At 65.0% G+C, this 25024-nt stretch carries 22 protein-coding genes and 1 pseudogene; 18 read left to right on the top strand and 5 right to left on the bottom strand.

What is annotated here, in order from left to right:
* The first annotated feature begins 2 nt into the window (after nt 1-2).
* The 12 genes and pseudogenes from B3P22_RS21655 to B3P22_RS21600 all read left to right on the top strand — a co-directional run bounded on the left by B3P22_RS21655 (nt 3) and on the right by B3P22_RS21600 (nt 13753).
* Nucleotides 3-1442, top strand: coding sequence for an alginate export family protein (locus B3P22_RS21655; protein WP_275547096.1), 1440 nt, complete (start codon nt 3-5; stop codon nt 1440-1442).
* An 11-nt stretch (nt 1443-1453) separates the two neighbouring features.
* The gene (gene algG / locus B3P22_RS21650) at nt 1454-2986 is read left to right on the top strand and encodes a mannuronan 5-epimerase AlgG (protein ID WP_296272491.1); all 1533 of its coding nucleotides are present in this window, start codon (nt 1454-1456) and stop codon (nt 2984-2986) included.
* Nucleotides 2987-2998: 12 nt separating this feature from the next.
* Complete coding sequence (locus B3P22_RS21645; protein WP_296272490.1) at nt 2999-4417, top strand: alginate O-acetyltransferase; 1419 nt, start codon at nt 2999-3001, stop codon at nt 4415-4417.
* 10 nt (nt 4418-4427) lie between these two features.
* A complete protein-coding gene (locus tag B3P22_RS21640; RefSeq protein ID WP_296272489.1) occupies nt 4428-5513 on the top strand; it encodes a mannuronate-specific alginate lyase in 1086 nt (361 codons plus the stop codon).
* A gap of 117 nt (nt 5514-5630) precedes the next feature.
* On the top strand, nt 5631-7082 hold the full coding sequence (locus tag B3P22_RS21635) for an MBOAT family O-acyltransferase (RefSeq protein ID WP_296272488.1): 1452 nt from the start codon (nt 5631-5633) through the stop codon (nt 7080-7082).
* 13 nt (nt 7083-7095) lie between these two features.
* Complete coding sequence (locus tag B3P22_RS21630) at nt 7096-8229, top strand: alginate O-acetyltransferase (protein ID WP_296272487.1); 1134 nt, start codon at nt 7096-7098, stop codon at nt 8227-8229.
* 25 nt (nt 8230-8254) lie between these two features.
* A complete protein-coding gene (locus B3P22_RS21625; RefSeq protein ID WP_296272486.1) occupies nt 8255-8902 on the top strand; it encodes an alginate O-acetyltransferase AlgF in 648 nt (215 codons plus the stop codon).
* 101 nt (nt 8903-9003) lie between these two features.
* Complete coding sequence (locus B3P22_RS21620; RefSeq protein ID WP_296272485.1) at nt 9004-10440, top strand: mannose-1-phosphate guanylyltransferase/mannose-6-phosphate isomerase; 1437 nt, start codon at nt 9004-9006, stop codon at nt 10438-10440.
* A 349-nt stretch (nt 10441-10789) separates the two neighbouring features.
* Nucleotides 10790-11254, top strand: coding sequence for a multidrug transporter (locus tag B3P22_RS21615; RefSeq protein ID WP_296272484.1), 465 nt, complete (start codon nt 10790-10792; stop codon nt 11252-11254).
* Between the two features lie 117 nt (nt 11255-11371).
* Nucleotides 11372-12202: an SDR family oxidoreductase gene (locus B3P22_RS21610; protein WP_296272483.1), complete on the top strand. Its 831-nt coding sequence runs from the start codon at nt 11372-11374 to the stop codon at nt 12200-12202.
* Nucleotides 12199-12567 (top strand): hypothetical protein, encoded by a 369-nt coding sequence (locus B3P22_RS21605; RefSeq protein ID WP_296272482.1) that lies wholly within the window; start codon nt 12199-12201, stop codon nt 12565-12567. Before B3P22_RS21610 ends, B3P22_RS21605 begins: the two co-directional genes overlap by 4 nt.
* Before the next feature lie 24 nt (nt 12568-12591).
* Nucleotides 12592-13753 (top strand): annotated as a pseudogene (locus tag B3P22_RS21600) (AAA family ATPase).
* Nucleotides 13754-13954: 201 nt separating this feature from the next.
* Here the strand turns inward: B3P22_RS21600 and trxB are convergent.
* Nucleotides 13955-14902 carry a thioredoxin-disulfide reductase gene (gene trxB / locus B3P22_RS21595; RefSeq protein ID WP_296272481.1) on the bottom strand — a complete coding sequence of 316 codons (948 nt, stop codon included), beginning with the start codon at nt 14900-14902 and terminating at the stop codon, nt 13955-13957.
* 266 nt (nt 14903-15168) lie between these two features.
* On the opposite strand from trxB, the gene cysZ reads away from it, so the two are divergent.
* Nucleotides 15169-15900 (top strand): sulfate transporter CysZ, encoded by a 732-nt coding sequence (cysZ, locus tag B3P22_RS21590; protein ID WP_197857387.1) that lies wholly within the window; start codon nt 15169-15171, stop codon nt 15898-15900.
* Between the two features lie 69 nt (nt 15901-15969).
* The gene (locus B3P22_RS21585; protein WP_296272480.1) at nt 15970-17172 is read left to right on the top strand and encodes a glycosyltransferase family 4 protein; all 1203 of its coding nucleotides are present in this window, start codon (nt 15970-15972) and stop codon (nt 17170-17172) included.
* 209 nt (nt 17173-17381) lie between these two features.
* On the opposite strand, the gene B3P22_RS21580 is transcribed toward B3P22_RS21585, so the two are convergent.
* The 4 genes from B3P22_RS21580 to rluD all read right to left on the bottom strand — a co-directional run bounded on the left by B3P22_RS21580 (nt 17382) and on the right by rluD (nt 20950).
* On the bottom strand, nt 17382-18491 hold the full coding sequence (locus tag B3P22_RS21580; protein ID WP_275547084.1) for an NADH:flavin oxidoreductase: 1110 nt from the start codon (nt 18489-18491) through the stop codon (nt 17382-17384).
* 27 nt (nt 18492-18518) lie between these two features.
* Nucleotides 18519-19109, bottom strand: coding sequence for a TetR/AcrR family transcriptional regulator (locus B3P22_RS21575; RefSeq protein ID WP_275547083.1), 591 nt, complete (start codon nt 19107-19109; stop codon nt 18519-18521).
* Between the two features lie 138 nt (nt 19110-19247).
* Nucleotides 19248-19979, bottom strand: a complete 732-nt coding sequence (gene pgeF, locus B3P22_RS21570; RefSeq protein WP_275547082.1) for a peptidoglycan editing factor PgeF — start codon at nt 19977-19979, stop codon at nt 19248-19250.
* On the bottom strand, nt 19976-20950 hold the full coding sequence (gene rluD / locus B3P22_RS21565) for a 23S rRNA pseudouridine(1911/1915/1917) synthase RluD (protein WP_275547081.1): 975 nt from the start codon (nt 20948-20950) through the stop codon (nt 19976-19978). The genes pgeF and rluD overlap by 4 nt, the downstream gene beginning before the upstream one ends.
* A 138-nt stretch (nt 20951-21088) precedes the next feature.
* Here rluD and B3P22_RS21560 point away from each other — a divergent pair, with 138 nt between their 5' ends.
* From B3P22_RS21560 to B3P22_RS21545, 4 genes are all read left to right on the top strand, one after another.
* Nucleotides 21089-22081, top strand: a complete 993-nt coding sequence (locus tag B3P22_RS21560; protein ID WP_197857397.1) for an outer membrane protein assembly factor BamD — start codon at nt 21089-21091, stop codon at nt 22079-22081.
* Nucleotides 22082-22276: 195 nt separating this feature from the next.
* Nucleotides 22277-22513 carry a PP0621 family protein gene (locus B3P22_RS21555; RefSeq protein WP_197857400.1) on the top strand — a complete coding sequence of 79 codons (237 nt, stop codon included), beginning with the start codon at nt 22277-22279 and terminating at the stop codon, nt 22511-22513.
* Complete coding sequence (locus B3P22_RS21550) at nt 22449-24095, top strand: two-component system sensor histidine kinase NtrB (RefSeq protein ID WP_419096455.1); 1647 nt, start codon at nt 22449-22451, stop codon at nt 24093-24095. The genes B3P22_RS21555 and B3P22_RS21550 overlap by 65 nt, the downstream gene beginning before the upstream one ends.
* Nucleotides 24096-24097: 2 nt before the next feature.
* A partial coding sequence (locus B3P22_RS21545) for a sigma-54-dependent transcriptional regulator (RefSeq protein ID WP_296272479.1) occupies nt 24098-25024 on the top strand: 927 nt, incomplete at its 3' end.

Raw genomic sequence — 25024 nt, 5'->3', positions numbered from 1 at the left:
GCATGCAGCTAAACCGTATCGTCAGCCAGCTTGGGCTGAGTACTTGCCTACTGGCCGCCAGCACTGCCTGGGCAGCGGATGCGCCGAAGAATTTCGGCCTGGATGTGAAGATCACCGCGCAATCGGAAGACGACCGCGACCTCGGCACCCGAAGCGGCGGGGATGTCAGCGGTATCGGTCTGGACGTACGCCCCTGGGCCTACGGCGAGCGCGGCGAATGGAGCGCGTTCGCCATGGGCCAGGCGGTCACCGCCACCGACACCATCGAAACCGACCCATTGCAGGACGACGGCGAAGACAGCACGCAGCGCAGCGACGCCCGCCAGCCGGACAAGAGCTACCTGGCCATGCGCGAGTTCTGGGTCGACTACAGCGGCCTCACAGCGTATCCCGGCGAGCACCTGCGCGTTGGACGCCAGCGCCTGCGTAGCGACGAAGGCAGCTGGTGGGACACCAACATCGAAGCGGTCAACTGGCGCTTCGACACCACCCTGCTGCAAGCCACCGTCGGCGTTGCCGAGCGTTTCTCCGACTACCGCACCGACCTCGATGACCTGGCGCCCGAAGACGAAGATCGCCAGCACTTCTTCGCTGGCCTCGACTACCAGTGGACGCCCGGCCATCGTATCGGTGCCAAGCTGCATCACAGCCGTGACGACGGCCGCCTGGCCAATCCAGGCGAGCGCGTCGACGAGCTGAGCAAGCGCTACACCGGCGACCTGACCTGGTTCGGCCTGCATGCCGACGGTGGCTTCTTCGAACGCAATTCGCGCAACCGCCTCAACTACTGGGCGCAGTTGACCTGGCTGCAGGGCGATACCGATCAGTTGCAGCAGGAAGTGGTCGGCAACGAGCGCATCGCCACCGGCTCGCGCAGCCAGGATGTCGACGCCTGGGCGATGGACCTTGGCCTGCGCTACAGCCTCGACGACAACTGGAAGATCGGCGCCGCCTATGCCCGCGGCAGCGGCGGTGGCGATGAAGGCGAGTCGCGCCAGTTCATGCAGACCGGCCTGCACAGCAACCGCGCCAACTTCACCGGCGTCGAATCGCGCCTGCACCGCTACGGCGAGGCCTTCCGCGGCGAACTCTCCAACCTGCAAGTAGCCAGCGCGTTCAGCTCCTGGCAACTGGGCGAGGACTACGACGCCAGCGTCGTCTACCACCGTTTCTGGCGCGTCGATGGCGATCAGGACGTCGGCGACAGCGGCATCACCGCGCCGCTGGTGGCGGGTGAGAAAGACATCGGCCAGGAAGTCGACCTGGTGCTGACCCGCTACTTCAAGCAGGGCCTGCTGCCCGCCACCGTCGCCGAACAGCTGGATGATCGTTCGGCCCTGGTGCGCCTGCGCGCCGGCGTGTTCCTGCCGGGCGACGCCTACGGCAGCGGCACCGACTCGGTGATGCACCGCGCCTTCGTCGACTTCATCTGGCGTTTCTGAGGGATCGGACCATGCAACCCAACGGCTTAGCCCTACCCATTCTGCTCGGCGCGCTGTATCTCGCAGCGCCCCTGGCCCAGGCCAACCCGGAGCAGCACCAGTTCGACTACCGCGTACGCAGCGCCCCGGCGCAAGAGCTGCACATGGAGGCGCCCGAACTGCCGGACCTGTCCGGCTACACCAAGGAGGCGGTGCTGGCCAAGATTCCCCAGGCCAAAGGCCAGGTGGTGGTGCGGCGCATGTTGCGCCAGGACGCATTGAAGGACTTCACCGGCGGCAACGAACGCCTGCGCGAGTGGATCAAGCGCCAGCAGGGCATGCCCCAGGCGATCTTCATCGAAGGTGGCACGGTCACCGCCGAGGACCTCGCCAAGGCGCTGCCCGACAGCCAGTTCGCCGAACAGGAGCCGGGCGTGTACATCGCTCGCCTGCCCATCGTCGTCGCCGAAGGTGCGGCACTGCATGTCGGCAAGGCGACCCGCGAATTGCGTCTGTCGCAGGAGCGCGGCTCGTTCCTGGTCAACGACGGCCTGATGTTTCTCACCGACACCCGCGTCACTGCCTGGCGCGAGGCCGATAACGGCCCGGCCACCCTGCGCGACGATGGCAAGGAGTTCCGCCCGTTCCTGGTCTCATGGGGTGGCAGCGAGCTGTATATCGCCAACAGCGTGCTGACCAGCCTGGGCTACGACAACTCCAAGTCCTATGGCGTATCGATCACCCAGTACACGCCGAACATGCACGCGCGTCTGCAGCGCGACGAGCCGACCGGCTGGCTGATCGATTCCGAGTTCGTCGACCACTGGTACGGCTTCTACTGCTATGAAGCGCAGAACGTGGTGATCAAGGGCAACACCTACCGCGACAACATCGTCTACGGCATCGACCCGCATGACCGCTCGCACGGCCTGATTATCGCCGAGAACACCGTGTTCGGTACCAAGAAGAAGCACGGCATCATCATTTCACGCGAGGTCAACGACAGCTGGATCATCAATAACGAGAGCTACGACAACAAGCTCTCCGGCGTGGTCATCGACCGCAGCAGCGAGAACAACCTGATCGCTTACAACCGCGTGCACGGCAACCATGCCGACGGCATCACCCTGTACGAGAGCGGCGACAACCTGCTGTGGGGCAATCAGGTCATGCGCAACCAGCGCCATGGCATCCGCATTCGAAACAGCGAGAACATCCGCCTCTACGAAAACCTCTCGGCGATGAACCAGCTGACCGGCGTGTACGGCCATATCAAGGATCTGTCCGACACCGACCGCGACCTGGACCTCGACCCGTTCGATACCAAGATCTCGATGATCATCGTCGGCGGCACCCTGGCCGGCAACGGCTCCAGCCCGATCAACATCGACTCGCCGCTGTCGGTCGAGCTGTACCGCGTGAAGATGCTCGCGCCGCGCAAGAGCAGCGGCATCCAGCTCGCCGGCATCCTCGGCGAGAAACAGGACGAAATCCTCGACCTCATGGTGCGCCAGCGCCAGCCCGTGCTGATCGACCCGATCGATCCCGAGCAGATGACCAACTGACGAGGCCCCAGAATGCGCGTATCCAAACTCAACACCCTGGCCCTGGCAGTGACCTGCACCGCCTTCGCCGGCAGCCTGCAGGCCGAAGAGCGCCAGGCGCCGCAGTACCAGGTGGAAGACTGCTGCTCGCTGTGCCCGGCTGCGCACGATGCCAGCCGCTACACCACCAACTACATGAAGAACTTCGTCACCCTGATGGATGCCGACGAGGGCTGGCTGTTCCGCAGCGTCGAGGACCTGCGCACCGAATTCGGCACCAGCGAAGTCGGCTACCAGCGCCTCAAGGAGCTGCGCGACGGCCTCAAGCAGCGCGGCGTGGAGCTGGTGGTGGTGTATCAACCGACCCGCGGCCTGGTCAATCGCAGCAAGCTGCGCCCGGCCGACTACCAGCGTTTCGACTACGACAAGGCGCTGCAAAACTACCGCCAGGCGCTGACCCGCTTCGAACAGCTGGGCATCTGGGTACCGGACCTGACCCCGCTGACCGACGAAGACAGCGACAAGGAGTTCTACTTCCGCCGCGACCAGCACTGGACGCCCTACGGCGCCGAGCGCACCGCGCGCCTGGTGGCCGAGACGGTCAAGCGCATCCCCGGCTTCGAGGACATTGCGCAGAAGGAATTCGTCACCGAGCGCGTCGGCCTGATGGGCAAGACCGGCACCATGCAGAACGTCGCCAGCCAGCTGTGCGGCACCGGCTATGCGGTGCAGTACGTCGATCAGTTCGTCACCGAGCCGAAGGACGCCAGCGATGGCGACGCGCTGTTCGGCGACGACAGCAGCCCGCAGATCACCCTGATCGGCACCAGCCACAGCGGCAAGAACTACAACTTCGGCGGCTTCCTCGAACAGTACCTGGGCACCGACGTGCTCAACGCTGCCTTCCCCGGCGGCGGCCTGGAAGGTGCGATGCTCGAATACCTGGCCAGCGAGTCGTTCCAGAACGACCCGCCGAAGATCCTCATCTGGGAATTTTCGCCGCTCTACGACCTGGCCTCGGACAAGATCCACCGCCAGCTGATGGCCACCCTGAACAACGGCTGCAGTGGCCAGACCGAGCTGCTCGCCAGCGAGAAGCGCCTGCGCCCGGGCAGCAACGAGGTGCTGGTCAACGGCGAGAACAAGCTGCTGACCCTGCGCGGCAACCGCCACCAACTCGACCTGCGCTTCAGCGATCCATCGGTCAAGCGCGTCGACGCCACCATCTGGTACCTCAATGGCCGCCGCGAGCAGATCAAGCTGGAGAAACCCAACACCGTCGATACCGACGGCCGCTTCGCCGTGGAACTGCGCGACGAACCGGGCTGGGGCGATCAGAACTTCTTCGCCCTGGAAATCCAGAAGCCCGAGGACAGTGCCGACGACCTGAAGGTCCAGGCCAGCCTGTGCCAGCGCCCCAGCGGCGCCAGCCAGCAAGTCGCGGGCAATTGAGGAGGCCACCATGCCCAAACGACTCGCTCCCCTCACCCTCATGGCGCTGCTGCTCAGCGGCCCGGCCTTCGCCGCCTTGCAGCCGCCAGCCGGCTACTACGCGCCCGTGGGCCAACGCGAGGGCAAGGCGCCGGCCTGCCCGACAGTGCCGCAGCCGTACACCGGCGAGCTGCAGTTCACCAGCAAGTACCAGGGCTCAGACAGCGCGCGCGCCACGCTCAACCGCAAGGCCGAGAAGAACTTCCGCGAGCAGACCGCGCACATCACCCGCCTGGAGAAGGAAGCCGGGCGGATGATCACCGGCTACATGCGCACCGGCCAGCCGGAGCGGCTGGAATGCGCCATCGAATGGCTGGACAAATGGGCCAGCGCCGATGCGCTGGAGTCCGAGCAGTTCAACCACACCGGCAAGTCGATGCGCAAATGGGCGCTAGGCAGTCTGGCCGGCGCCTGGCTGCGCCTGAAGTTCTCCGAGTCGCAGCCGCTGGCGGCCTACCCGCAGCAGAGCGCACGCATCGAAGCCTGGTTCACCCGCCTGGCCGACCACACGGTGCGCGAGTGGAGCGACCTGCCGCTGCGCAAGATCAACAACCACAGCTACTGGGCTGCCTGGTCGGTGATGGCGGTGGCGGTGATCAATGATCGCCGCGATCTGTTCGACTGGTCCGTGGATCAATTCCGCATCGCCGCCAATCAGGTCGATGACCAAGGCTACCTGGCCAACGAGATGCGCCGCAGCCAGCGCGCCCTTGCCTACCACAACTACGCCCTGCCGCCGCTGGCGATGATCGCCGCGTTCGCCGAGGCCAACGAAGTCGACCTGCGCGGCGAGAACCATGGTGCCCTGCAGCGCCTGGCCGAACGCGTGCTGCAAGGCGCGCGCGACCCGTCCGCCTTCGCCCAGCGCACCGGCGCCAAGCAGGACATGAGCGAGTTGCGTAAGGATTTCAAGTACGCCTGGCTCGCGCCCTACTGCAGCCTCTATGCCTGCAGCGAACAGACGCGCGAGATGAACCAGGAGATGGGGCCGTTCAACAGCTTCCGTCTGGGTGGCGAGGTGACGCAGGTGTTCGAAAAACCGCAGGAGCGGCTTTAGCCGCGATTTTCGCGGATGAATCCGCTCCTACGGGTTTGCGGTGACATGAAAAAACAAACCCTCCGCTCGCGGGGGGGAAAGGGGGGCGCTGCCCCGGCTGTTCACGGAGAAGCACGGATGGTCTTTTCATCCAACGTCTTTTTGTTCCTGTTCCTGCCGATCTTCCTCGGCCTGTACTACCTGTGCCCGAATCGCGGGCGCAACCTGCTGATCCTGATCGGCAGCTACACCTTCTATGCCTGGTGGCGGGTGGACTTCCTCCTGCTGTTCGCCGCCGTGACGCTGTGGAATTACGTCTTCGGCCTGCGCATTCAGGCCTATGCCGGCACCCAGGCGGCGCGCCGCTGGGTGGTGGCCGGGGTGGTCGGCAACCTGGCCACACTGGGTTATTTCAAGTACGCCAACTTCGGCGTGGCCAACATCAACGCCATGCTCGAATCGATGGGGATGGAGCCCTTCGTGCTCACCTCGGTGATCCTGCCGATCGGTATTTCCTTCTATATCTTCCAGTCGATCAGCTACCTGATCGACGTGTACCGCCGCGACACCGAGCCGACACGCAACCTGATCAACTTCGCCGCCTTCATCGCCCTGTTCCCGCAGCTGATCGCCGGCCCCGTGCTGCGCTACAAGGACCTGGCCGACCAGTTCACCGACCGTACCCACAGCCTCGACAAGTTCAGCGAAGGCGCCACGCGCTTTATGCAGGGTTTCGTCAAGAAGGTGTTCATCGCCGACAGCCTGGCGCCGCTGGTGGACCACTGCTTCGCCCTGGAAAATCCCAGTACTGGCGACGCCTGGCTGGGCATGATCGCCTACACCGCGCAGCTGTACTTCGACTTCTCCGGCTACAGCGACATGGCCATTGGCCTGGGCCTGATGATGGGCTTCCGCTTCATGGAGAACTTCAACCAGCCGTATATCAGCCAGTCGATCACCGAGTTCTGGCGGCGCTGGCACATCAGCCTGTCCACCTGGCTGCGCGACTACCTTTACGTGCCCCTGGGCGGCAACCGCCACGGCACCTTCAACACCTACCGCAACCTGTTCCTGACCATGCTGCTGGGCGGTTTCTGGCACGGCGCCAACTGGACATTCCTGATCTGGGGCGCCTGGCACGGCATGTGGCTGGCCATCGAACGGGCCATGGGCGTGAAGGCTGCGCCGACCCTGTTCAACCCGCTGAAATGGGCCTTCACCCTGCTGCTGGTGATGCTCGGCTGGGTGATCTTCCGCGCCGAGAACCTGGAGGTGGCCGGGCGCATGTACGCCGCCCTGTTCGCCTTCGGCGACTGGCACCTGAGCGAGTTGACGCAGGCGCGCATCACCGGGCTGCAAATGGCGACTCTGGCGCTGGCGTGGGTGGTGATCGCGGTCAACGGCGCGCGCCAGTTCCTCGCCAGCCGCGGCCATGAGCCGGGCCTGACCCTGGCCAGTGCCGGCGTCGCCCTGCAGGCCATCGACCTGCGCATGGTGGCCCTGCGCGGCGCCCTGCTGGTGCTGTTCTGCGTGTCGCTGCTCAAGCTCTCGGCGCAGAGCTACTCCCCCTTCCTCTACTTCCAGTTCTGAGCGGAGGCCAAGCATGAATCGCCCCATCAAGACCCTCTATGTCGTGCTGTTCGCCCTGCTGCTGTTGCCGGTCAGCCTGCTCGCCCTGAGCAAGCTCGCCGATTACCACCTGCCGGCGCAGCCGAGCGTGCTCGACGGCGGCCTGGCCAAGAGCGTCGAGCGCCACTACGACGAAAACTTCCCGCTCAAGCAGGCCGGCATCAACCTCTGGGCAGCCGCGGAATACCTGCTCTTCGGGGAAGGCCGCAGCGGCCTGGTGATCGGCGAGGACGGCTGGCTGTATTCGGACGAAGAGTTCGACCCGGTGGCCGACGGCCAGCGCCAGATGCGCGACAACCTGGCCCTGATTCGTGGCGTGCAGCGCCAGCTGGAAGAGCGCGATATCCAGCTGCTGCTGGCCATTGTCCCGGCCAAGACCCGACTGTACCCCGAGCACACCGGCAGCCATCGTCCCAGCGCCCTTCAGCGCAGCCTGTACCCGCGCTTCCACCGTGCGGTGCGCAATGCCGGGATCGCCGCGCCGGATTTGCTCGAACCGCTGCAGGCGGCCAAGGACGAGGCGCCGGTGTTCCTGCGCACCGATACCCACTGGACCCCGGAAGGCGCCGACGTCACTGCCAAGGCGCTGAGCGAAGTGGTGCGCAGCGCCATCCAGCTGCGTGGTGAACCGCAACAGTTCGTCACCGAGACCGTGGAAACCCGCGCGCACCAGGGCGACCTGACCCGCTTCCTGCCGCTGGCCCCCTTGTTCGAAAGCCTGATGCCGCAGGCCGATCACCTGCAGCAGCGCGAAACCCATGCCGCCGAAGGTGGCGGCGACGACCTGTTCGGCGACAACGACCTGCCGGTGACGCTGGTCGGCACCAGCTACAGCGCCAACCCGGCCTGGAACTTCGCCGGCGCTCTGCGCCAGCACCTGCAGCGCGACCTGGCCAACCACGCCGAGGAAGGCGGCGGCCCGCTGGTGCCGATGCTCAAGTACCTGCAGAGCGAGGAGTTCGAGAACAACCCACCGCAGTTGGTGATCTGGGAATTCCCCGAGCGCTACCTGCCGATGGCCAGCGACTTCACCGATTTCGACCCGCAATGGCTCGCCACTCTTAAAGACGGCGGCGAGCGCCAGGGGCTGGCTGCCGCCAGTCACTGATTCATCCCCCAAGGAGGACTATCCGATGACCAATAAAACCACTCTACGCCGCTTCACTCTGGGCGCCTGCGCCCTGGCTCTGGGCCTCGGCATGATCCAGGCACAGGCCGATGACGGCGCCCTCTATGGGCCCAAAGCGCCCAAGGGCTCGGCCTTCGTCCGCGCCTACAACGCCAGCAGCGCCGAGCTCGACGTCAGCGTCGGCCAGACCCAGCTCAAGCAAATCTCGCCGCTGGGTTCGAGTGACTTCAAGTTCCTCCCGGCCGGCAGCTATCAGGCCCAGGTCGGCAACTCGCAGATGCCGGTGGACCTGGAACCCGAGCACTACTACACCCTGGTCAGCCAGACCGGCGACAAGCCGCGCCTGGTCGAGGAGCCGCCCTTCACCAGCCGCCAGAAAGCCCTGCTGCGCGTACAGAACCTGACCGACAGCACCCTGAGCGTGAAGACCGCTGACGGCAAGACTGCCGTGGTCGCCGACGTGAAGCCGGACGGTCGTGGCGACCGCGAGATCAACCCGGTCAAGGTTGGCCTGGCGCTGTTCGACGGCGAGCGCAAGGTCGCCGACCTGAAGCCGGTCACCCTGGAACGCGGCGAAGTGGTCAGCCTGTTCGTCACCGGTGGCCAGGGCAAGTTTTCGCCGGTGTGGGTCAAGCGCCCCATCGACGGTTGATGCAGTGAATGGATTTCTAGAACAAGGAAAACGGCGGGTACACGTCGCACCGACACGACACGGGCAAACCACTTGATCAATCGTTCAGGAGAGACACAACCATGACCCCCATCATCCTTTCCGGTGGCAGCGGCTCGCGACTCTGGCCTCTTTCGCGCAAGCTGTATCCCAAGCAGTTTCTCGCCCTGACCGGTGAGCGGACGCTGTTCCAGCAGACCCTGCAACGCCTTTCCATCGAGGGCATGCGGCCGCCGGTGCTGGTGTCCAACCAGGAGCACCGTTTCATCGTGCTCGAACAGCTGGAACAGATCGACCAGCAGGCGCAGATGCTGCTGCTCGAACCCTTCGGCCGCAATACCGCGCCGGCCGTGGCCATGGCCGCCCTGCAGCTGATCGCCGAGGGCCGTGACGAGCTGATGCTGGTGCTGCCGGCCGACCACGTGCTGGACGATCAGCAGGCCTTCCGCCAGGCCCTGGCGCTGGCCACCGTGGCCGCGGAAAAAGGCGAGATGGTGCTGTTCGGCGTACCGGCCAACCGCCCGGAAACCGGCTACGGCTACATCCGCGGCCAGGCCGACGGCAGCCTGCCCGATGGCGTGGCACGCGTTGCCAATTTCGTCGAGAAACCCGATGCCAAACGTGCCACCGAGTACGTGAAGAGCGGCGACTACTACTGGAACAGCGGCATGTTCCTGTTCCGCGCCAGCCGCTTCCTCGAAGAGCTCAAGCATCACGACGTGGACATCTACGACACCTGCCTGCTGGCGCTGGAACGCAGCCAGCGCGAGGGCACGCAGATCGTCATCGACCCGGCCACCTTCGCTTGCTGCCCGGACAACTCCATCGACTACGCGGTGATGGAAAAGACCAGCCGCGCCTGCGTGGTACCGCTGGCCGCCGGCTGGAACGATGTCGGCAGTTGGTCGTCGATCTGGGAAGTGCACGACAAGGACGAGGCCGGCAACGTCACCAAGGGCGACGTGGTGGTCGAGGACAGCCGCAACTGCCTGATCCACGGTAACGGCAAGCTGGTCTCGGTACTCGGCCTGGACGACATCGTCGTCGTGGAAACCAAGGACGCCATGATGGTGGCGCACAAGGACCGCGTGCAGGACGTCAAGAAACTGGTCGGCAAGCTCGACGAGCAGGGCCGCTGCGAGACCCAGAACCACTGCGAGGTCTACCGCCCGTGGGGTTCGTACGACTCGGTGGACATGGGCGGCCGTTTCCAGGTTAAGCACATCACCGTCAAGCCCGGCGCGCAGCTCTCCTTGCAGATGCACCACCACCGTGCCGAGCACTGGATCGTGGTGTCCGGCACCGCCAAGGTGACCTGCGACGACCAGGAGTTCCTGCTCACCGAGAACCAGTCCACCTACATCCCGATGACCTCGGTGCACCGCCTCTCCAACCCGGGCAAGATCCCGCTGGAGATCATCGAAGTGCAGTCCGGCACTTACCTGGGCGAGGACGATATCGAGCGCCTGGAGGACGTCTATGGTCGCAGCGATGCCGTGACCGTGCGCGCCGCGAGCTAGCCACTCTCGTTCGCGGACAAGTCCGCTCCCACGGGTGCCAGGACCTACACAGGTGGCTGACAGCACTCAGGTAGTGGGAGCGGACTTGTCCGCGAAGCTCTCAAAGCGCCTGACGACCTGCTCAAGCGCAAGTTCATCCGGGGCATACGCAGTGAGCTCCCCTCTCCCATTTATGGGAGAGGGATTGGGGGAGAGGGCAGAAGACGCCCACGGCATTGAAAGCTCTGTTTTCCCCGCCTCCCCTTCCCGCCAGGCGAAGGCAGCTGTCACACCCTGCGACAGCCCACGCGGTTACCCTGACCTGACACCTTGTGTAGGATGAGCGCAGACTTTGCAAAGGGCTGCCCTCATGCTGTTCGGTGTCGTACTCGTCATCACCTGGTTGATCCTGCTGATCCGCTACCCGACCAAGGCTCTGCCGGTGTCCATGGCCGCGCTGGTCGGTCTCGGCCTGGTGGCCACCTGGGTGATCTGGCAGGAAAGTCGCGACGAACGCTACCTCGCCCATCTCGAACTGCGCCTGAGCTACGACCCGCAGCGCTGCCCAGGCGACCGCCCGCTGGCCATCGACCTGAAGAACGGCAGCGATGCCGCCCTGCTGGAACTGCGCTGGGAAGTCGCCGCCTACCGCCCCGGCAATGCCACCAACCTGGCCCAGCGCCTGTATGAATCGCCGCGCTACAGCGGCCCCGGTGAACTGCTGCCGGACGCCAGCTGGAGCGACTGCATGCCGCTGCCTGACCTACGCAGCGGCTATCGCCCGGCTACGCTGGAGTTTCGCGCCGAGCGCCTGCAGGGCAAGTTCGTCCGATGATCCGTAGGAGCGAGCTCTGCTCGCGAAGCTTCTCGCGTTAACCGCGTTCGCGAGCAGAGCTCGCTCCTACAATCCCATGTACAACCTGACCTCCATCGCCAAACCAGGAACCCCGCCATGTCCCAGCCCAGCGTCCTGATCACCGGTTGTTCCAGCGGCATCGGCCGCGCCCTGGCCGATGTATTCAAGGCCGCCGGCTACGCCGTATGGGCCACCGCGCGCAAGGACGGCGACCTCGCAGCGCTGGCCGAGGCCGGTTTTCACTCCGTGGCGCTCGACGTCAACGACGCCGATGCGGCGCAGCGCCTGGCCGAGCGTCTGGAGAGCGAGATCGGCGGCCTCGACGTGCTGATCAACAACGCCGGCTACGGCGCCATGGGCCCGCTGCTCGACGGCGGCGTGGAGGCCATGCGCAAGCAGTTTGAAACCAATGTCTTTTCCATCGTCGGCGTCACCCGTGCATTCTTCCCGCTGCTGCGCCGCAGCCGCGGCCTGGTGGTCAATATCGGCAGCGTGTCGGCGCTGCTGGTCACGCCTTTCGCCGGTGCCTATTGCGCCTCCAAGGCCGCAGTACACGCCCTGAGCGATGCCCTGCGCATGGAGCTGGCGCCCTTCTCCATCGAGGTGATGGAGGTGCAGCCGGGCGCCATCGCTTCCAGTTTCGGCGCCAGCGCCAGCCAGCAGGCCGAGTCGCTGATCCGCCAGGACTCGCCCTGGTGGCCGCTGCGTGAGGGCATCCGCGCTCGCGCCAAAGCCTCGCAGGACAACCCGACGCCAGCCAGCGACTTCGCCGCACAACTGCTGGCCGCCGTACAGCGCGACAAACGCCCGCGCCTGCTACGCCTGGGCAATGGCAGCCGCGCCCTGCCGCTGCTCGCCACCCTGCTGCCCAAGGCGCTGCTCGAACGCGTGCTGCGCAAACGCTTTGGCCTGGTGCAAAACCTGTGAACCAGGGCCTGTACCTGCGCTACTACGCGGCTGCCGGGGTGGTCGCGGCCATCGTGCTGAACCTGCTGCTGCGTACCTTTGTGCGTCTGGGCGGCGTGTTCACCACCCTGCTGATCGCCGCGGCCATCGCAGCCGGCCTGGCGCTGGTGTTTCACTGGAGAACCGGGCGCGCGCCGAGCAACGCCGAACGCTGGCGCTTCACCCTGCTCTATGGCGGCGTACTTGGGCTGCTCTATCTGGGTTTACTGGGCATGATATACCTGCAGGACACGCCCAGCCCCATGGGCCTGTTTCTATTCAGCCTGCATTACCTGTGCTACCCCGTGCTGGCCTGGCTGGCCTTTTCGCCACGCCATGGCCGCTGATCTTCTCGTCAGGATGACTTCGCCGTGCTGCATACCCTCGCCGTCGCCAATTACCGCTCGATCAACAGCCTGATCCTGCCGCTGGGCCGGCTCAACCTGATCACCGGGGCCAACGGCAGCGGCAAATCCAATCTCTACCGCGCTCTGCGCCTGCTGGCGGAAACCGCCCAGGGCGGCGTGGTCAACGCACTGGCCCGCGAAAGGTGGGCTGGAGTCGAGTTTCTGGGCCGGGCCGGAGAAAATTTCCCGACGCATGCTCAAAGGAGATGTTCCGGTGCAGGGCGGCCCACGGCAGAACGCCATGGGTCTGCGCCTGGGTTTTGCCGGTGATGATTTCGGCTATGCCATTGCCCTCGGCCTGCCCGAGCCGAGCACCTCGGCCTTTTCCCTCGATCCGGAAATCAAGCGCGAGTGCATCTGGGCCGGCGCCAGTTATCGACCGGCCTCGCTGCTGGTGGACCGCGCCGGACCCATGGTCAGGCTGCGTGAGGGGCGCGACTGGCAGGTCCTGGCCCAGCACGTGCCGAACTACGACAGCCTGTTCGACCAGATCGGCAACGATCCGAACTGCCCGGAGGTGTTCCAGCTGCGTGAAACCATCCGCCGCTGGCGCTTCTACGATCACTTTCGCAGCGATGCCGAGGCCCCGGCGCGCCAGCCGCAGCTCGGCACGCGCACACCGGTGCTGCACCACGACGGCCGCGATCTCGCCGCCGCGCTGCAGACCATCCGCGAAAACGGCGACCGCGCCGCGCTGGATGCCGCCATCGAAGACGCCTTTCCCGGCAGCCGCCTGCATATCGACTTCCAGCTCGGCGGACGCTTCGTCGTCGAGCTGCATCAGCAGGGGCTGTTGCGCCCCCTGAGCGCCGCCGAGCTGTCCGACGGCACGTTGCGCTACCTGCTGCTGGTGGCCGCCCTGCTCACGCCGCGACCACCGTCATTGATGGTGCTCAACGAACCGGAAACCAGCCTGCACCCGGACCTGCTGCCTGCACTCGGTCGCCTGATCATCGCTGCCTCTCGGAATACTCAGGTGTGGGTCGTGTCCCACGCCAGCCGGCTGATCGCCACGCTCAGGGAAAGCCCCGAATGCAACACCCTGGAGCTGGACAAGCAGCTCGGCCAGACCTGCATCCGCGGCCAGGGCATCCTGGACGAGCCGGCCTGGCATTGGCCGGATTGAATCACCGATAGTGGGAGGCGCTTTAGCGGCGAGCTTTAGCAGTCGCGGCTACGGCTGCATAGGTGCAGGAGTTCGATCGATGCTGGGAAACTCCTTCCCACGCCCACTGCCACGTAGCCCGGATGAAATCCGGAACGTTTATCAGCGCTTTCGCGGCTGAAGCGGAATACAGCCCAGCCGCTCCTACAGCCGCAATCGGACTCAGAGCCCTTCTAGATAGCGCTCTACATCCAGCGCCGCCATGCAGCCGGCACCGGCCGAGGTGATCGCCTGGCGATAGATCGAGTCGGCCACATCGCCAGCAGCGAACACGCCGGGGATGCTGGTCGCGGTGGCATTACCCTCGCGCCCGCCATTGACCACCAGGTAGCCATCCTTCAGCGCCAGCTGACCTTCGAACAGGCTGGTATTGGGCGTATGGCCGATGGCGACGAACAGGCCGTCCACCTTCAGCTCGCGATAAGCCCCACCGTACTGCTTCAGGCGCACGCCGGTGACGCCGCTGGCATCGCCCAGCACTTCGTCGACCTCGGCTTCGAGCTGCAACTCGATCCTGCCCTCGGCCACGCGCTGCTGCAGCTTGTTCTGCAGGATCTTCTCGGCGCGAAAGGCGTTGCGCCGATGGATCAACGTGACCTTGCTGGCGATATTGGCAAGGTACAGCGCCTCCTCCACCGCAGTATTGCCGCCGCCGACCACCGCCACCTCGCGGCCACGATAGAAGAAACCATCGCAGGTCGCACACGCCGAAACGCCACGGCCCATGAACGCCTCCTCGCTGGGCAGGCCCAGGTAACGGGCACTGGCGCCGGTGGCGATGATCAGCGCGTCGCAAGTGTAGGTGGCGCTGTCGCCGACCAGGGTGAACGGTTTTCCGGCCAGGTCCACGGCATTGACGTGGTCGAAGACGATCTCGGTCTCGAAACGCTCGGCATGCTCCTGCATGCGCTGCATCAGCGCCGGCCCGGTCAGCCCATGCGGGTCGCCCGGCCAGTTGTCCACCTCGGTGGTGGTGGTCAGCTGACCGCCAGCCTGGATGCCGGTGATCAGCAGCGGCTTCAGGTTGGCCCGCGCGGCATAGACCGCAGCGCTGTAACCGGCGGGGCCGGAACCCAGGATGATGACGCGGGCGTGACGAACGACAGACATCGCTAACTCCTCGCCGGCCAGGGCCGGCAGGCCAGATAAAAAGGGACTCTCGAAGCACTAGGGGAAGGCTTGAAGGGTGAGAGCCCCACGAAACAGGAACTGCGTGCAAGGCTATCCAGGCCGCCCAGGAAGCGGAAATATCCATTGCCAATTTGACGGATAGAATCCGCCTATTGCCGTCAGAATCGCAGCGACCTGGCCGCTGAACTTTCGCCGCGCCAGCGAAGTCGGTATGGTCGCGCGCATCCACCACTCAGGAGACCTTCATGCCCGCCGCCCCCGTCCTCTCCGGCCCGCAATACCTGCGCGAAGGCCTGAAGCTGGTCCTCAGCCCCGGCCTGCGCCTGTTCGTGCTGCTGCCGCTGATGGTCAATCTGATCCTGTTCGCCACCATGATCGGCTTCGCCGTGCAGCAGTTCAGCGGCTGGGTCGACACCTTTATGCCCACGCTGCCGAGCTGGCTGAGCTTCCTGCAGTACATCCTCTGGCCGCTGTTCGTGGTGCTGGTGCTGCTGATGGTGTTCTTCACCTTCACCCTGCTGGCCAACATCATCGCCGCGCCGTTCAACGGCTTTCTCGCGGAAAAGGTCGAGGTGGTGGCGCGCGGCGAGGATCACTTCCCGCCGTTCAGCTGGGGCGAGCTGGCGGCGATGGTGCCACGCACCATGGGCCGCGAGATGCGCAAGCTGGCCTACTTCCTGCCGCGCGCCATCGGCCTGCTGATCCTCAGTTTCATCCCGGTGGTGAACCTGGTCGCTGCACCGCTGTGGTTGCTGTTCGGCGTTTGGATGATGGCCGTGCAGTACATCGACTATCCGGCGGACAACAACAAGATGAGCTGGCAGGACATGCTCGCCTGGCTGCGCGAGAAGCGCTGGCAGAGCCTGAGCTTCGGTGGCATCACTTACGCCGCGCTGCTGGTGCCGGGGTTGAATATCCTGATGATGCCGGCCGCCGTGGCCGGTGCGACGCTGTTCTGGGTACGCGAGCGCGGCTAGCCGCGCCCCATCACAAAATCGCAATCCAACCGTCACAGTTGTTACATCGCACAGGCGGAGACTGCGTACATGAACGCACAGTCTCTGCATGTCGCCCTGATCAGCGAAACCTTCCCCCCTGAAATCAATGGCGTGGCCAATACCCTCGGCCGCCTGGTCGACGGCCTGCGCAATCGCGGCCATCGCGTGCAACTGATACGGCCGCGCCAGGACACCGATCAGCAATCTACGGCCGATGCTGACCTGCTGCTGACCCGTGGCTGGCCGCTGCCCGGTTATCCTGGCCTGCAATGGGGCCAGTCGTCGCTGCACAAGCTGCTCAGGCGCTGGCAGCGGCAACGCCCCGACGTGCTCTATATCGCCACCGAAGGTCCTCTGGGCTTCTCTGCCCTGCGCGCCGCCAGGCGCCTGGCAATTCCGGTGGTCAGCGGCTTTCACACCAACTTCCAACAGTACACCGGGCACTACGGCTTCGGCCTGCTGACGCGGGCGATGACCAACTACCTGCGCTGGTTCCACAACCGCACGCAGTTGACCCTGGTGCCGAGCATCGGCCAGCAGGTGGATCTCGAGCGCCGTGATTTCGAACGCCTGGCCCTGCTCGCGCGCGGCGTCGACAGCCAGCTATTCCACCCTCGCAGGCGCAGCGACGAACTGCGCGCTAGCTGGGGCCTGGCGCCGGATGACCTGGCGGTGCTGCATGTCGGCCGCCTGGCAGCGGAGAAGAACCTCGGCCTGCTGGTCAAGGCCTTTCACGCCTTGCAGCAGGCGCACCCACAACGGCGCATGCGCCTGATTCTGGTCGGCGACGGGCCGCTGCGCGCCAGCCTCCAGACGCAGTTGCCGGACGCACTGTTCTGCGGGCTGCAACGTGGTGAGACGCTGGCCACACACTATGCGTCGGGCGACCTGTTCCTGTTTCCCAGCCTCTCGGAAACCTTCGGTAACGTGGTGCTCGAAGCCCTGGCCTCGAGCCTCGGCGTGGTGGCCTACGATCAGGCGGCAGCTGCCCAGCATATCCACCACGGGCACAATGGCATGCTCGCCCGCCCGGGCGACGAAGTCGGTTTCTGCGAAGCGGCCTGTGGCCTGCTGGAAGATGCAGAAGTGCTGCGGCACATCCGCCTCAATGCCCGCCGCCACGCCGGCCACCTCAGCTGGGACGGCATCGTGGAGCAGTTCGAGCAGCATCTGCACAGCGTGATCCAGCCCGCGCCGCAACGTGCAGGGCCGGCCGGGATGGTCGATGCAGCAGTGCGCAGCAAGCCCTGACCCTGAGCCTATCGACTGAATCCAGCCGCGTGTTGCAAAGCAGAAAAGCATTCGCGGTCAAGACCGCTCCCACTGCGCCCCCTACAGACCTGACATCTCTGGAAACAGGCTTCGTGGGAGCGGACTTGTCCGCGAAAAATCATAAAAAAGCCCCGATGTGCCGGGGCTGGAAACGGGGCGTCGGATCACAACGCCCGGCAGAAACCAACTCAGACCAGTGACGTCAGCGCCTCGCGGCTGAACGGCAGGATGTCCTGCTCGCGGCCTTCGCGTACCTTCAGTGCCCAGTCCGGGTCGACCAGCAGCGCGCGGCCCACGGCGACCAGGTCGAACTCTTCGTTGTTGAGGCGCTCGAGCAGGTTCTCGATGCTGGCAGGCTCGGCCACCTTGTCGGTCTTGACCATGAATTGCAGGAACTCGCCATCCAGGCCGACGCTGCCGACGGTGATGGTCGGCTTGCCGGTGAGCTTGCGCGTCCACCCTGCCAGGTTGAGGTCGCTGCCTTCGAACTCCGGCTCCCAGAAGCGGCGGGTCGAGCAATGGAAAATGTCCACACCGGCATCGGACAGCGGCTTGAGGAAGGCTTCCAGTTGTTCCGGGGTCTGCACCAAGCGCGCAGTGTAGTCCTGCTGCTTCCACTGCGAGTAACGCAGGATGATCGGGAAGTCCGGGCCGACCGCCGCGCGCACGGCCTGGATCAGCTCGATGGCGAAACGCGAACGCGCCGCCAGATCGCCACCGTACTGGTCAGTGCGCTGGTTGCTGCCGTCCCAGAAAAACTGGTCGATCAGATAGCCGTGGGCGCCGTGGATCTCCACACCGTCCATGCCGATGGCCTTAGCGTCGCGCGCGGCCTGGGCGAAAGCGGCGATCACCTCGTCGATATCGGCCTGGGTCATGCCATGCACCACCACCTTGTCGTCCTTGACCTTCTCCATCGGGCCATAGCCCGGCACGCTGGCGTCCGGCTCGGTGCCCAGACGACGCACGTTACCCACGTGCCAGAGCTGCGGGACGATCTTGCCGCCTTCGGCATGCACCGCATCGACCACCTGCTTCCAGCCGGCCAGGGCGTCTTCGCCGTAGAAACGCGGCACGTTCGGGTAGCCATTGGCCGCCTTGTGGCCGACCGTGGTGCCCTCGGTGACGATCAGGCCCACGCCTGCGGCAGCGCGGCGACGGTAGTACTCGACAACCTTGGCATTGGGCACGCCACCGGGCGAGAAGGAGCGAGTCATCGGCGCCATGACCACACGGGTCGGCAGCTCCAGGTTACCGAGGCGGAACGGGGCGAACAGGGCTTGAACGGGAGCGCTCATCATCTTTCCTCTGAGGTTGAAGGGTAATCAGGCCTGCAGCAAACGCTCCAGGCGGGTGACGAAAGCTTCCAGCGGCTGCAGGTTGCGGCCCACCTTGAGGCGGGCGAGCACGCCCTGCCAGGCGTCGCTGATAAAGGTGGCGAGGTTCTCGCAGTCCTCGTCGGCCGGCAGTTCACCGGCGGCCTGCGCCTGTTCCAGACAGTCGCGCAGGATATCCACCGATGCCTGCTGGATAGCCGCGACCTCGGCGCCGATCGCCGGGAGCATCTCGCTCATCTCGAAACTCAGACTGCCGATGAAGCAGTGGTACTGCGGCGTCTCCTGCCGGGCGAAGTGCGCCAGCAGGTCGCGGTAATAGCCGAGGATGCGCGTACGCGGGCTCAGCGCCGGGTCGTTCAAGGCCTGGGCGTAACGCGCCAGGCGCGGCCCGTAGATGAAGGTCAGTGCCTGCAGGGCAAAGTCTTCCTTGCTGGCGAAATAGTGATAGAAGCTGCCCTTGGGAATCCCGGCCGCCTGGACGATTTCCAGCACGCCGGTACCGTGATAACCGCGCCGGGTCATCACCGCGGAGCCTTTGCTGAGGATCAGGTCGCGCTTGTCGAGTCGAATACTGTTCATGGCGCCGAGCATATGACCGGTCGTCTCGCTCGGCACAGCACTATTGATATTGGTGATTAACACCTAGAACAGCTAAGTAATGTGGGAGCGGACTTGTTTGCGAGTTTTTTAACCTTGCGCACAAGTCCGCTTCAACTATCAGGGCTGCAGCCAGATCAGCGAAGCGAAACGCCCGGTACGAGCGCTGCGGCGATAGGAATAGAAACGCGGGTCAGTGTAGGTACACAGCCCGCCACCGCTGACGGCGGTCACACCGATGGCAGCCAGGCGAATACGCGCCAGCTGGTAGATATCGGCCATGAACTTGCCGGCATTGACGCTGGGCATGAATGCACCGGCAGCCTCGGCATGCTGCCTCACGAATGCCTCACGCACCTCGCCGCCCACCTCGAATGCAGCCGGCCCAATAGCCGGGCCGAGCCAGACCAGCAGCTCCTGCGGTGCAACGTCCAGTGCCTTGACGGTCGCCTCCAGCACACCACCGGCCAGCCCGCGCCAGCCGGCATGGGCCGCCGCCACGCGAGTACCGGCGCGGTCGCAGAACAATGCCGGCAGGCAATCCGCGGTCATTGCCGTGCAGGCGATGCCGGGTTTGTCGGTCCAGTTACCATCGGCCTCGATGACCACGGCAGGATCGGCTGGCGCCACGACGATGCCATGCACCTGACGCAGCCAGGCTGGCTGGCAACCGAGCACATCGACCAGATGGGCACGGTTGCTCGCCACCGCAGCCGGATCGCCCTCGACATGATCGCCGAGGTTGAAGGTATCGAACGGCGCGACGCTGACACCGCCGCTACGCGTGGTCACGCAGGCACGCACGTTGACCGGGGCTGGCCAGTCGGGCGTCAACCAGTCGTGCGCGTTCACCCGACGAAGGCCTCGCGATCCTGACGCAACAGGGTCAGCAGCCAGACCAGATCATCCGGCAGCGCCGACTCCCATTTCATACGCTTGCCGGTGGCCGGGTGGTCCAGCTCCAGGAAGCGCGCATGCAGGGCCTGGCGCGGAAACTCCTTGAGGCTCTGCACCAGGCTCTGGCTGGCCGCCGGCGGAATGCGAAAGCGCCCGGCATACACCGGGTCGCCCACCAGCGGATAACCCACGTGGCTCATATGTACGCGAATCTGGTGGGTACGCCCGGTTTCCAGCTTGACCCGCACATGGGTGTGCGAACGGTAGCGCTCCAGCACGCGGTAGTGACTGATCGCCGGCTTGCCGCCATCGGTCACCGCCATGCGCTGGCGCTGGCTGGAGCTGCGGCCGATCGGCGCATCGATGGTGCCGCCGGCGGTGATCACGCCGATGCAGATGCATTCATAGATGCGGCTGACGCTGCGTTTCTGCAGCTGCTCGACCAGGTTGGTCTGCGCCTGCAGGGTCTTGGCCACCACCATCAGGCCGGTGGTGTCCTTGTCCAGACGGTGGACGATGCCGGCACGCGGCACGTTGACGATGTCCGGCACATGATGCAGCAGCGCGTTGAGCAGAGTACCGTCGGCATGCCCGGCCGCCGGATGCACCACAAGGCCTGCGGGTTTGTCGATCACCAGCAGGTGTTCGTCTTCATAGACGATATTCAGCTCGATGTCCTGCGCCACCCACTCGCCCTGCGCTTCCTGCTCGGCGTCCAGCGCCAGGGTCGAGCCGGCGTGCACGGTGTCGCGCGGACGTGCCACGGCGCCATCGACGGTCAGCCGACCTTCCTTGATCCAGGTGGAAAGACGCGAACGGGAGTACTCGCCAAACAGCTGCGCAGCCACCTGGTCGAGGCGTTGACCGCCCTGTTCGAAGGGGACGACGGCTTGAAGTTGAATAAGCTGTTTGTCTATAGAAGTCATGTTCGGCAACGGCGGGAGCCTGGCCTTTGGTTTCGGCGACAGGCTTGTGGTTAAATACGGCGTCTTTGCCCCAGGGTTTTCCGGGGGCGCTCATCATAACAGGACGGCCGCGCGGCCGTCACAGGGACGCAAGCCGCCATGCAAGTGAAACACCTGCTGCTGATCGCCATCCTCGCCCTTACCGCCGCCTGCTCTTCCAAGCAGCCGGAGGTCGATGAAAACCTCAGCGAGGTGGAGCTGTACCAGCAGGCCCAGGCCGACCTGGACAACCGCAGCTACACCCAGGCCATTTCCAAGCTCAAGGCGCTGGAATCGCGCTACCCGTTCGGTCGTTATGCCGAGCAGGCGCAGCTGGAGCTGATCTACGCCTACTACAAGAATGCTGAACCGGAAGCTGCCAAGTCTTCCGCCGAGCGTTTCATCCGCCTGCACCCGCAGCACGCCAACGTCGACTACGCCTACTACCTCAAGGGCCTGGCCTCGTTCGACCAGGACCGCGGCCTGCTGGCGCGCTTCCTGCCGCTGGACATGACCAAGCGTGACCCAGGCGCCGCGCGCGACTCCTACAACGAGTTCGCCCAGCTCACCAGCCGCTACCCGACCAGCCGCTACGCCCCGGACGCCAAGCAGCGCATGATCTACCTGCGCAACCTGCTGGCTGCCTACGAAGTACACGTTGGCCACTACTATCTGACCCGTCAGGCCTATGTCGCCGCCGCCAACCGTGGCCGCTACGTGGTGGAGAACTTCCAGGAAACCCCGGCGGTCGGTGACGGACTGGCGATCATGACCGAGGCCTACCAGCGTCTGTCCATGGACGACCTGGCTGCCACCAGCCTGGAAACCCTCAAGCTCAATTACCCTGACCACCCGTCGCTGGAAAGCGGCGAATTCGTCCCGCGTGAAGAAGAAGCCGACAACCGTTCCTGGCTGGCCAAGGCCACCCTGGGCCTGATCGAAACCGACACGCCGCTGCCGCCGGGCGAAACCCGCGCCAGCCAGGACGTGATCCGCCAGTACGAAGACGCGGAGCAACAGATTCCAGCCGAACTGCAGCAGGACGCCAAAACCGGCGAAACCGCGAAGAAGCGTTCGATCTGGAGCTACCTGACCTTCGGTCTGTTCGACTGATCGCAGCGTTATTGATAAGGGAGGCCACGGCCTCCCTTTTTATTGCCTGGCGTTTCTGTCGCCCGTTCCCGGCATGGGGCGCCCTTGAGGCCAGCCATCCAGCTCGGAAACAGCGCACAGGCTGCCACGCCGATACTGTGCCGATGCACTCGGCTTGGCTAAACTGCCGGCTTTGAACGAACAAAAGAGCACGATATGGGTCTTTTTCGCCTGCTGTTCTGGGTCGCCGTCATCTTCGCCGCGATCTGGATCTGGCGCCGCTACATCAGCAAACCTGAACGCACTCGTCCCACCGAAGGCGCCGCCGCCCCAATGGTGCGCTGCGCTCACTGCGGCGTGCATGTGCCCAAGCCTCAGGCCCTGAGCCATGATCAGCAGTGGTATTGCAGCCAGGCCCATCTGCAACAAGGCCCGCACGCCGGTGACCGCTGAGTTCAGCCTGCAAGGCGGAATTCAGGGGCGGCGCATCCTCAGGCTCTATCATTTCTATCGTCTGAGCATCGGTCTGGCGCTGATCCTGCTGATCTCCAGCAACCTCGATGAACAGTTTCTGGATGTCGTGCATATCGAGCTGTTTCGGACCGGCAGCTGGGTCTACCTGATCCTCAATATCTTCATCGCCGTGCTGGTGCAAAAGCCCAAGCACCTGATGCAGCTGTTCAGCCTGGCGCTGGTGGACGTGATTTTCCTCTCCGCGCTGTTCTACGCGGCCGGCGGCACGCCCAGCGGCATCGGCAACCTGCTGGTGGTGGCGGTGGCCATCGCCAACATCCTGCTGCGCGGCCGCGTCGGCCTGCTGATCGCCGCCATCGCCGCCATCGCACTGATCTACCTGACCTTCTATCTCAGCCTCAGCCGCCCCGCCGCTGCCGCCCAATACGTGCAGGCCGGTGCCCTCGGCGCGCTGTGCTTCGCCGGCGCGCTATTCATCCAAGGCATCACCCGCCGCCTGCAGGTCAGCGAAAGCCTAGCCGAGCAGCGCGCGGCCGACGTCGCCAACCTGGAAGAACTCAACGAGCAGATCCTGCAGCGCATGCGCACCGGCATCCTGGTGCTCGACACCCAGCATCGGGTGCTGCTGGCCAACCAGGGCGCCACGCAATTGCTGGGGCGCGGCGAGCTCAGCGGCAAGATCATCGACCCGCACTGCCCCGAGCTGGTCAAGCGCCTGCAACAATGGCTGCACAACCCGACCCTGCGTCCGGACAGCCTGCAGGCGCAGGTCGATGGCCCGATGCTGCAACCCAGCTTCATTTCCCTGCAGCGCGGCGAGCAGCAGCACATCCTGGTGTTTCTCGACGACATCTCGCAGATCGCCCAGCAGGCGCAACAGCTCAAACTGGCGTCATTGGGCCGCCTGACCGCCGGCATCGCCCACGAGATCCGCAACCCGCTCGGCGCGATCAGCCATGCCGCGCAGTTGCTGCAGGAGTCGGAAGACCTGCAGGGGCCGGACCAGCGTCTGGCGCAGATCATTCAGGATCACTCCAAGCGCATGAACCTGGTGATCGAGAACGTCTTGCAGCTGTCGCGTCGGCGCCAGGCCGAGCCACAACTGCTGGACCTGAAGTACTGGCTGCACCGTTTTGCCAGCGAGTTCCGCAGTTCGGCACCGACTGACCGGCAGATCCACCTGGAAACCCAGGGTGGCAGCCTGCAAACGCGCATGGACCCGCACCAGCTGACTCAGGTGCTGACCAACCTGGTGCAGAACGGCTTGCGCTACAGCGCGCAGAAACACCGACTCGGGCAGGTCTGGCTGCGCCTGTTCCGTGACGAGGCCAGCGACCTGCCGGTGCTGGAGATTCTCGACGACGGGCCCGGCGTGCCGCCCGAGCAGGAACAGCACATCTTCGAGCCCTTCTACACCACCGAGAACAAGGGCACCGGCCTCGGCCTGTATATCTCCCGCGAGCTGTGCCAGAGCAACCAGGCCCGCCTCGACTATAAAACTCGTGAAGGCGGCGGCAGCTGCTTCCGCATCACCTTCGCCCATCCGCGCAAACTGAGCTGAACATGAACCGTCAGAGAGCCCTGATCGTCGACGACGAACCCGATATCCGCGAGCTGCTGGAAATCACCCTCGGACGCATGAAGCTGGACACGCGTAGTGCCCGCAACGTCAAGGAAGCGCGCGAGTGGCTGGCGCGCGAGCCCTTCGACCTGTGCCTGACCGACATGCGCCTGCCCGACGGCACCGGCCTGGATCTGGTGCAGCACATCCAGCAGCGCCACCCGCAGGTGCCGGTGGCGATGATCACCGCCTACGGCAGCCTGGATACCGCGATCAACTCGCTCAAGGCCGGCGCCTTCGACTTCCTCACCAAACCGGTGGACCTCGGCCGTCTGCGCGAGCTGGTCGCCACCGCTTTGCGCATTCGCTCCCCGGAGGGCGAGGAAACCCCGGTCGACAGCCGCCTGCTCGGTGACTCGCCGCCGATGAAGTCGCTGCGCAAACAGATCCAGAAGCTTTCGCGCAGCCAGGCGCCGGTCTACATCAGCGGCGAATCGGGCAGCGGCAAGGAATTGGTGGCCCGCCTGATCCATGAACAGGGCCCACGCATCGAACAGCCATTCGTGCCGGTTAACTGCGGCGCCATTCCCTCGGAACTGATGGAAAGCGAGTTCTTCGGCCACAAGAAAGGCAGCTTCACCGGCGCCATCGAAGACAAGCAGGGCCTGTTCCAGGCCGCCAATGGCGGCACGCTGTTCCTCGACGAAGTGGCCGACCTGCCGCTGCCGATGCAGGTCAAACTTCTGCGCGCGATTCAGGAAAAGGCAGTGCGCGCCGTTGGTGGCCAGCAGGAAGTGGTGGTCGATGTGCGCATCCTCTGCGCCACTCACAAGGATCTGGCTGCCGAAGTCGCCGCCGGGCGTTTCCGCCAGGACCTCTACTACCGCCTCAACGTCATCGAACTGCGCGTGCCGCCGCTGCGCGAGCGC

The sequence above is a fragment of the Pseudomonas sp. UBA6323 genome (assembly GCF_002439135.1).
Lineage (GTDB): Bacteria > Pseudomonadota > Gammaproteobacteria > Pseudomonadales > Pseudomonadaceae > Aquipseudomonas.
The sequence above is the reverse complement of the archived record's forward strand: the minus strand, read 5'-3'. Positions and strand labels throughout refer to the sequence as shown.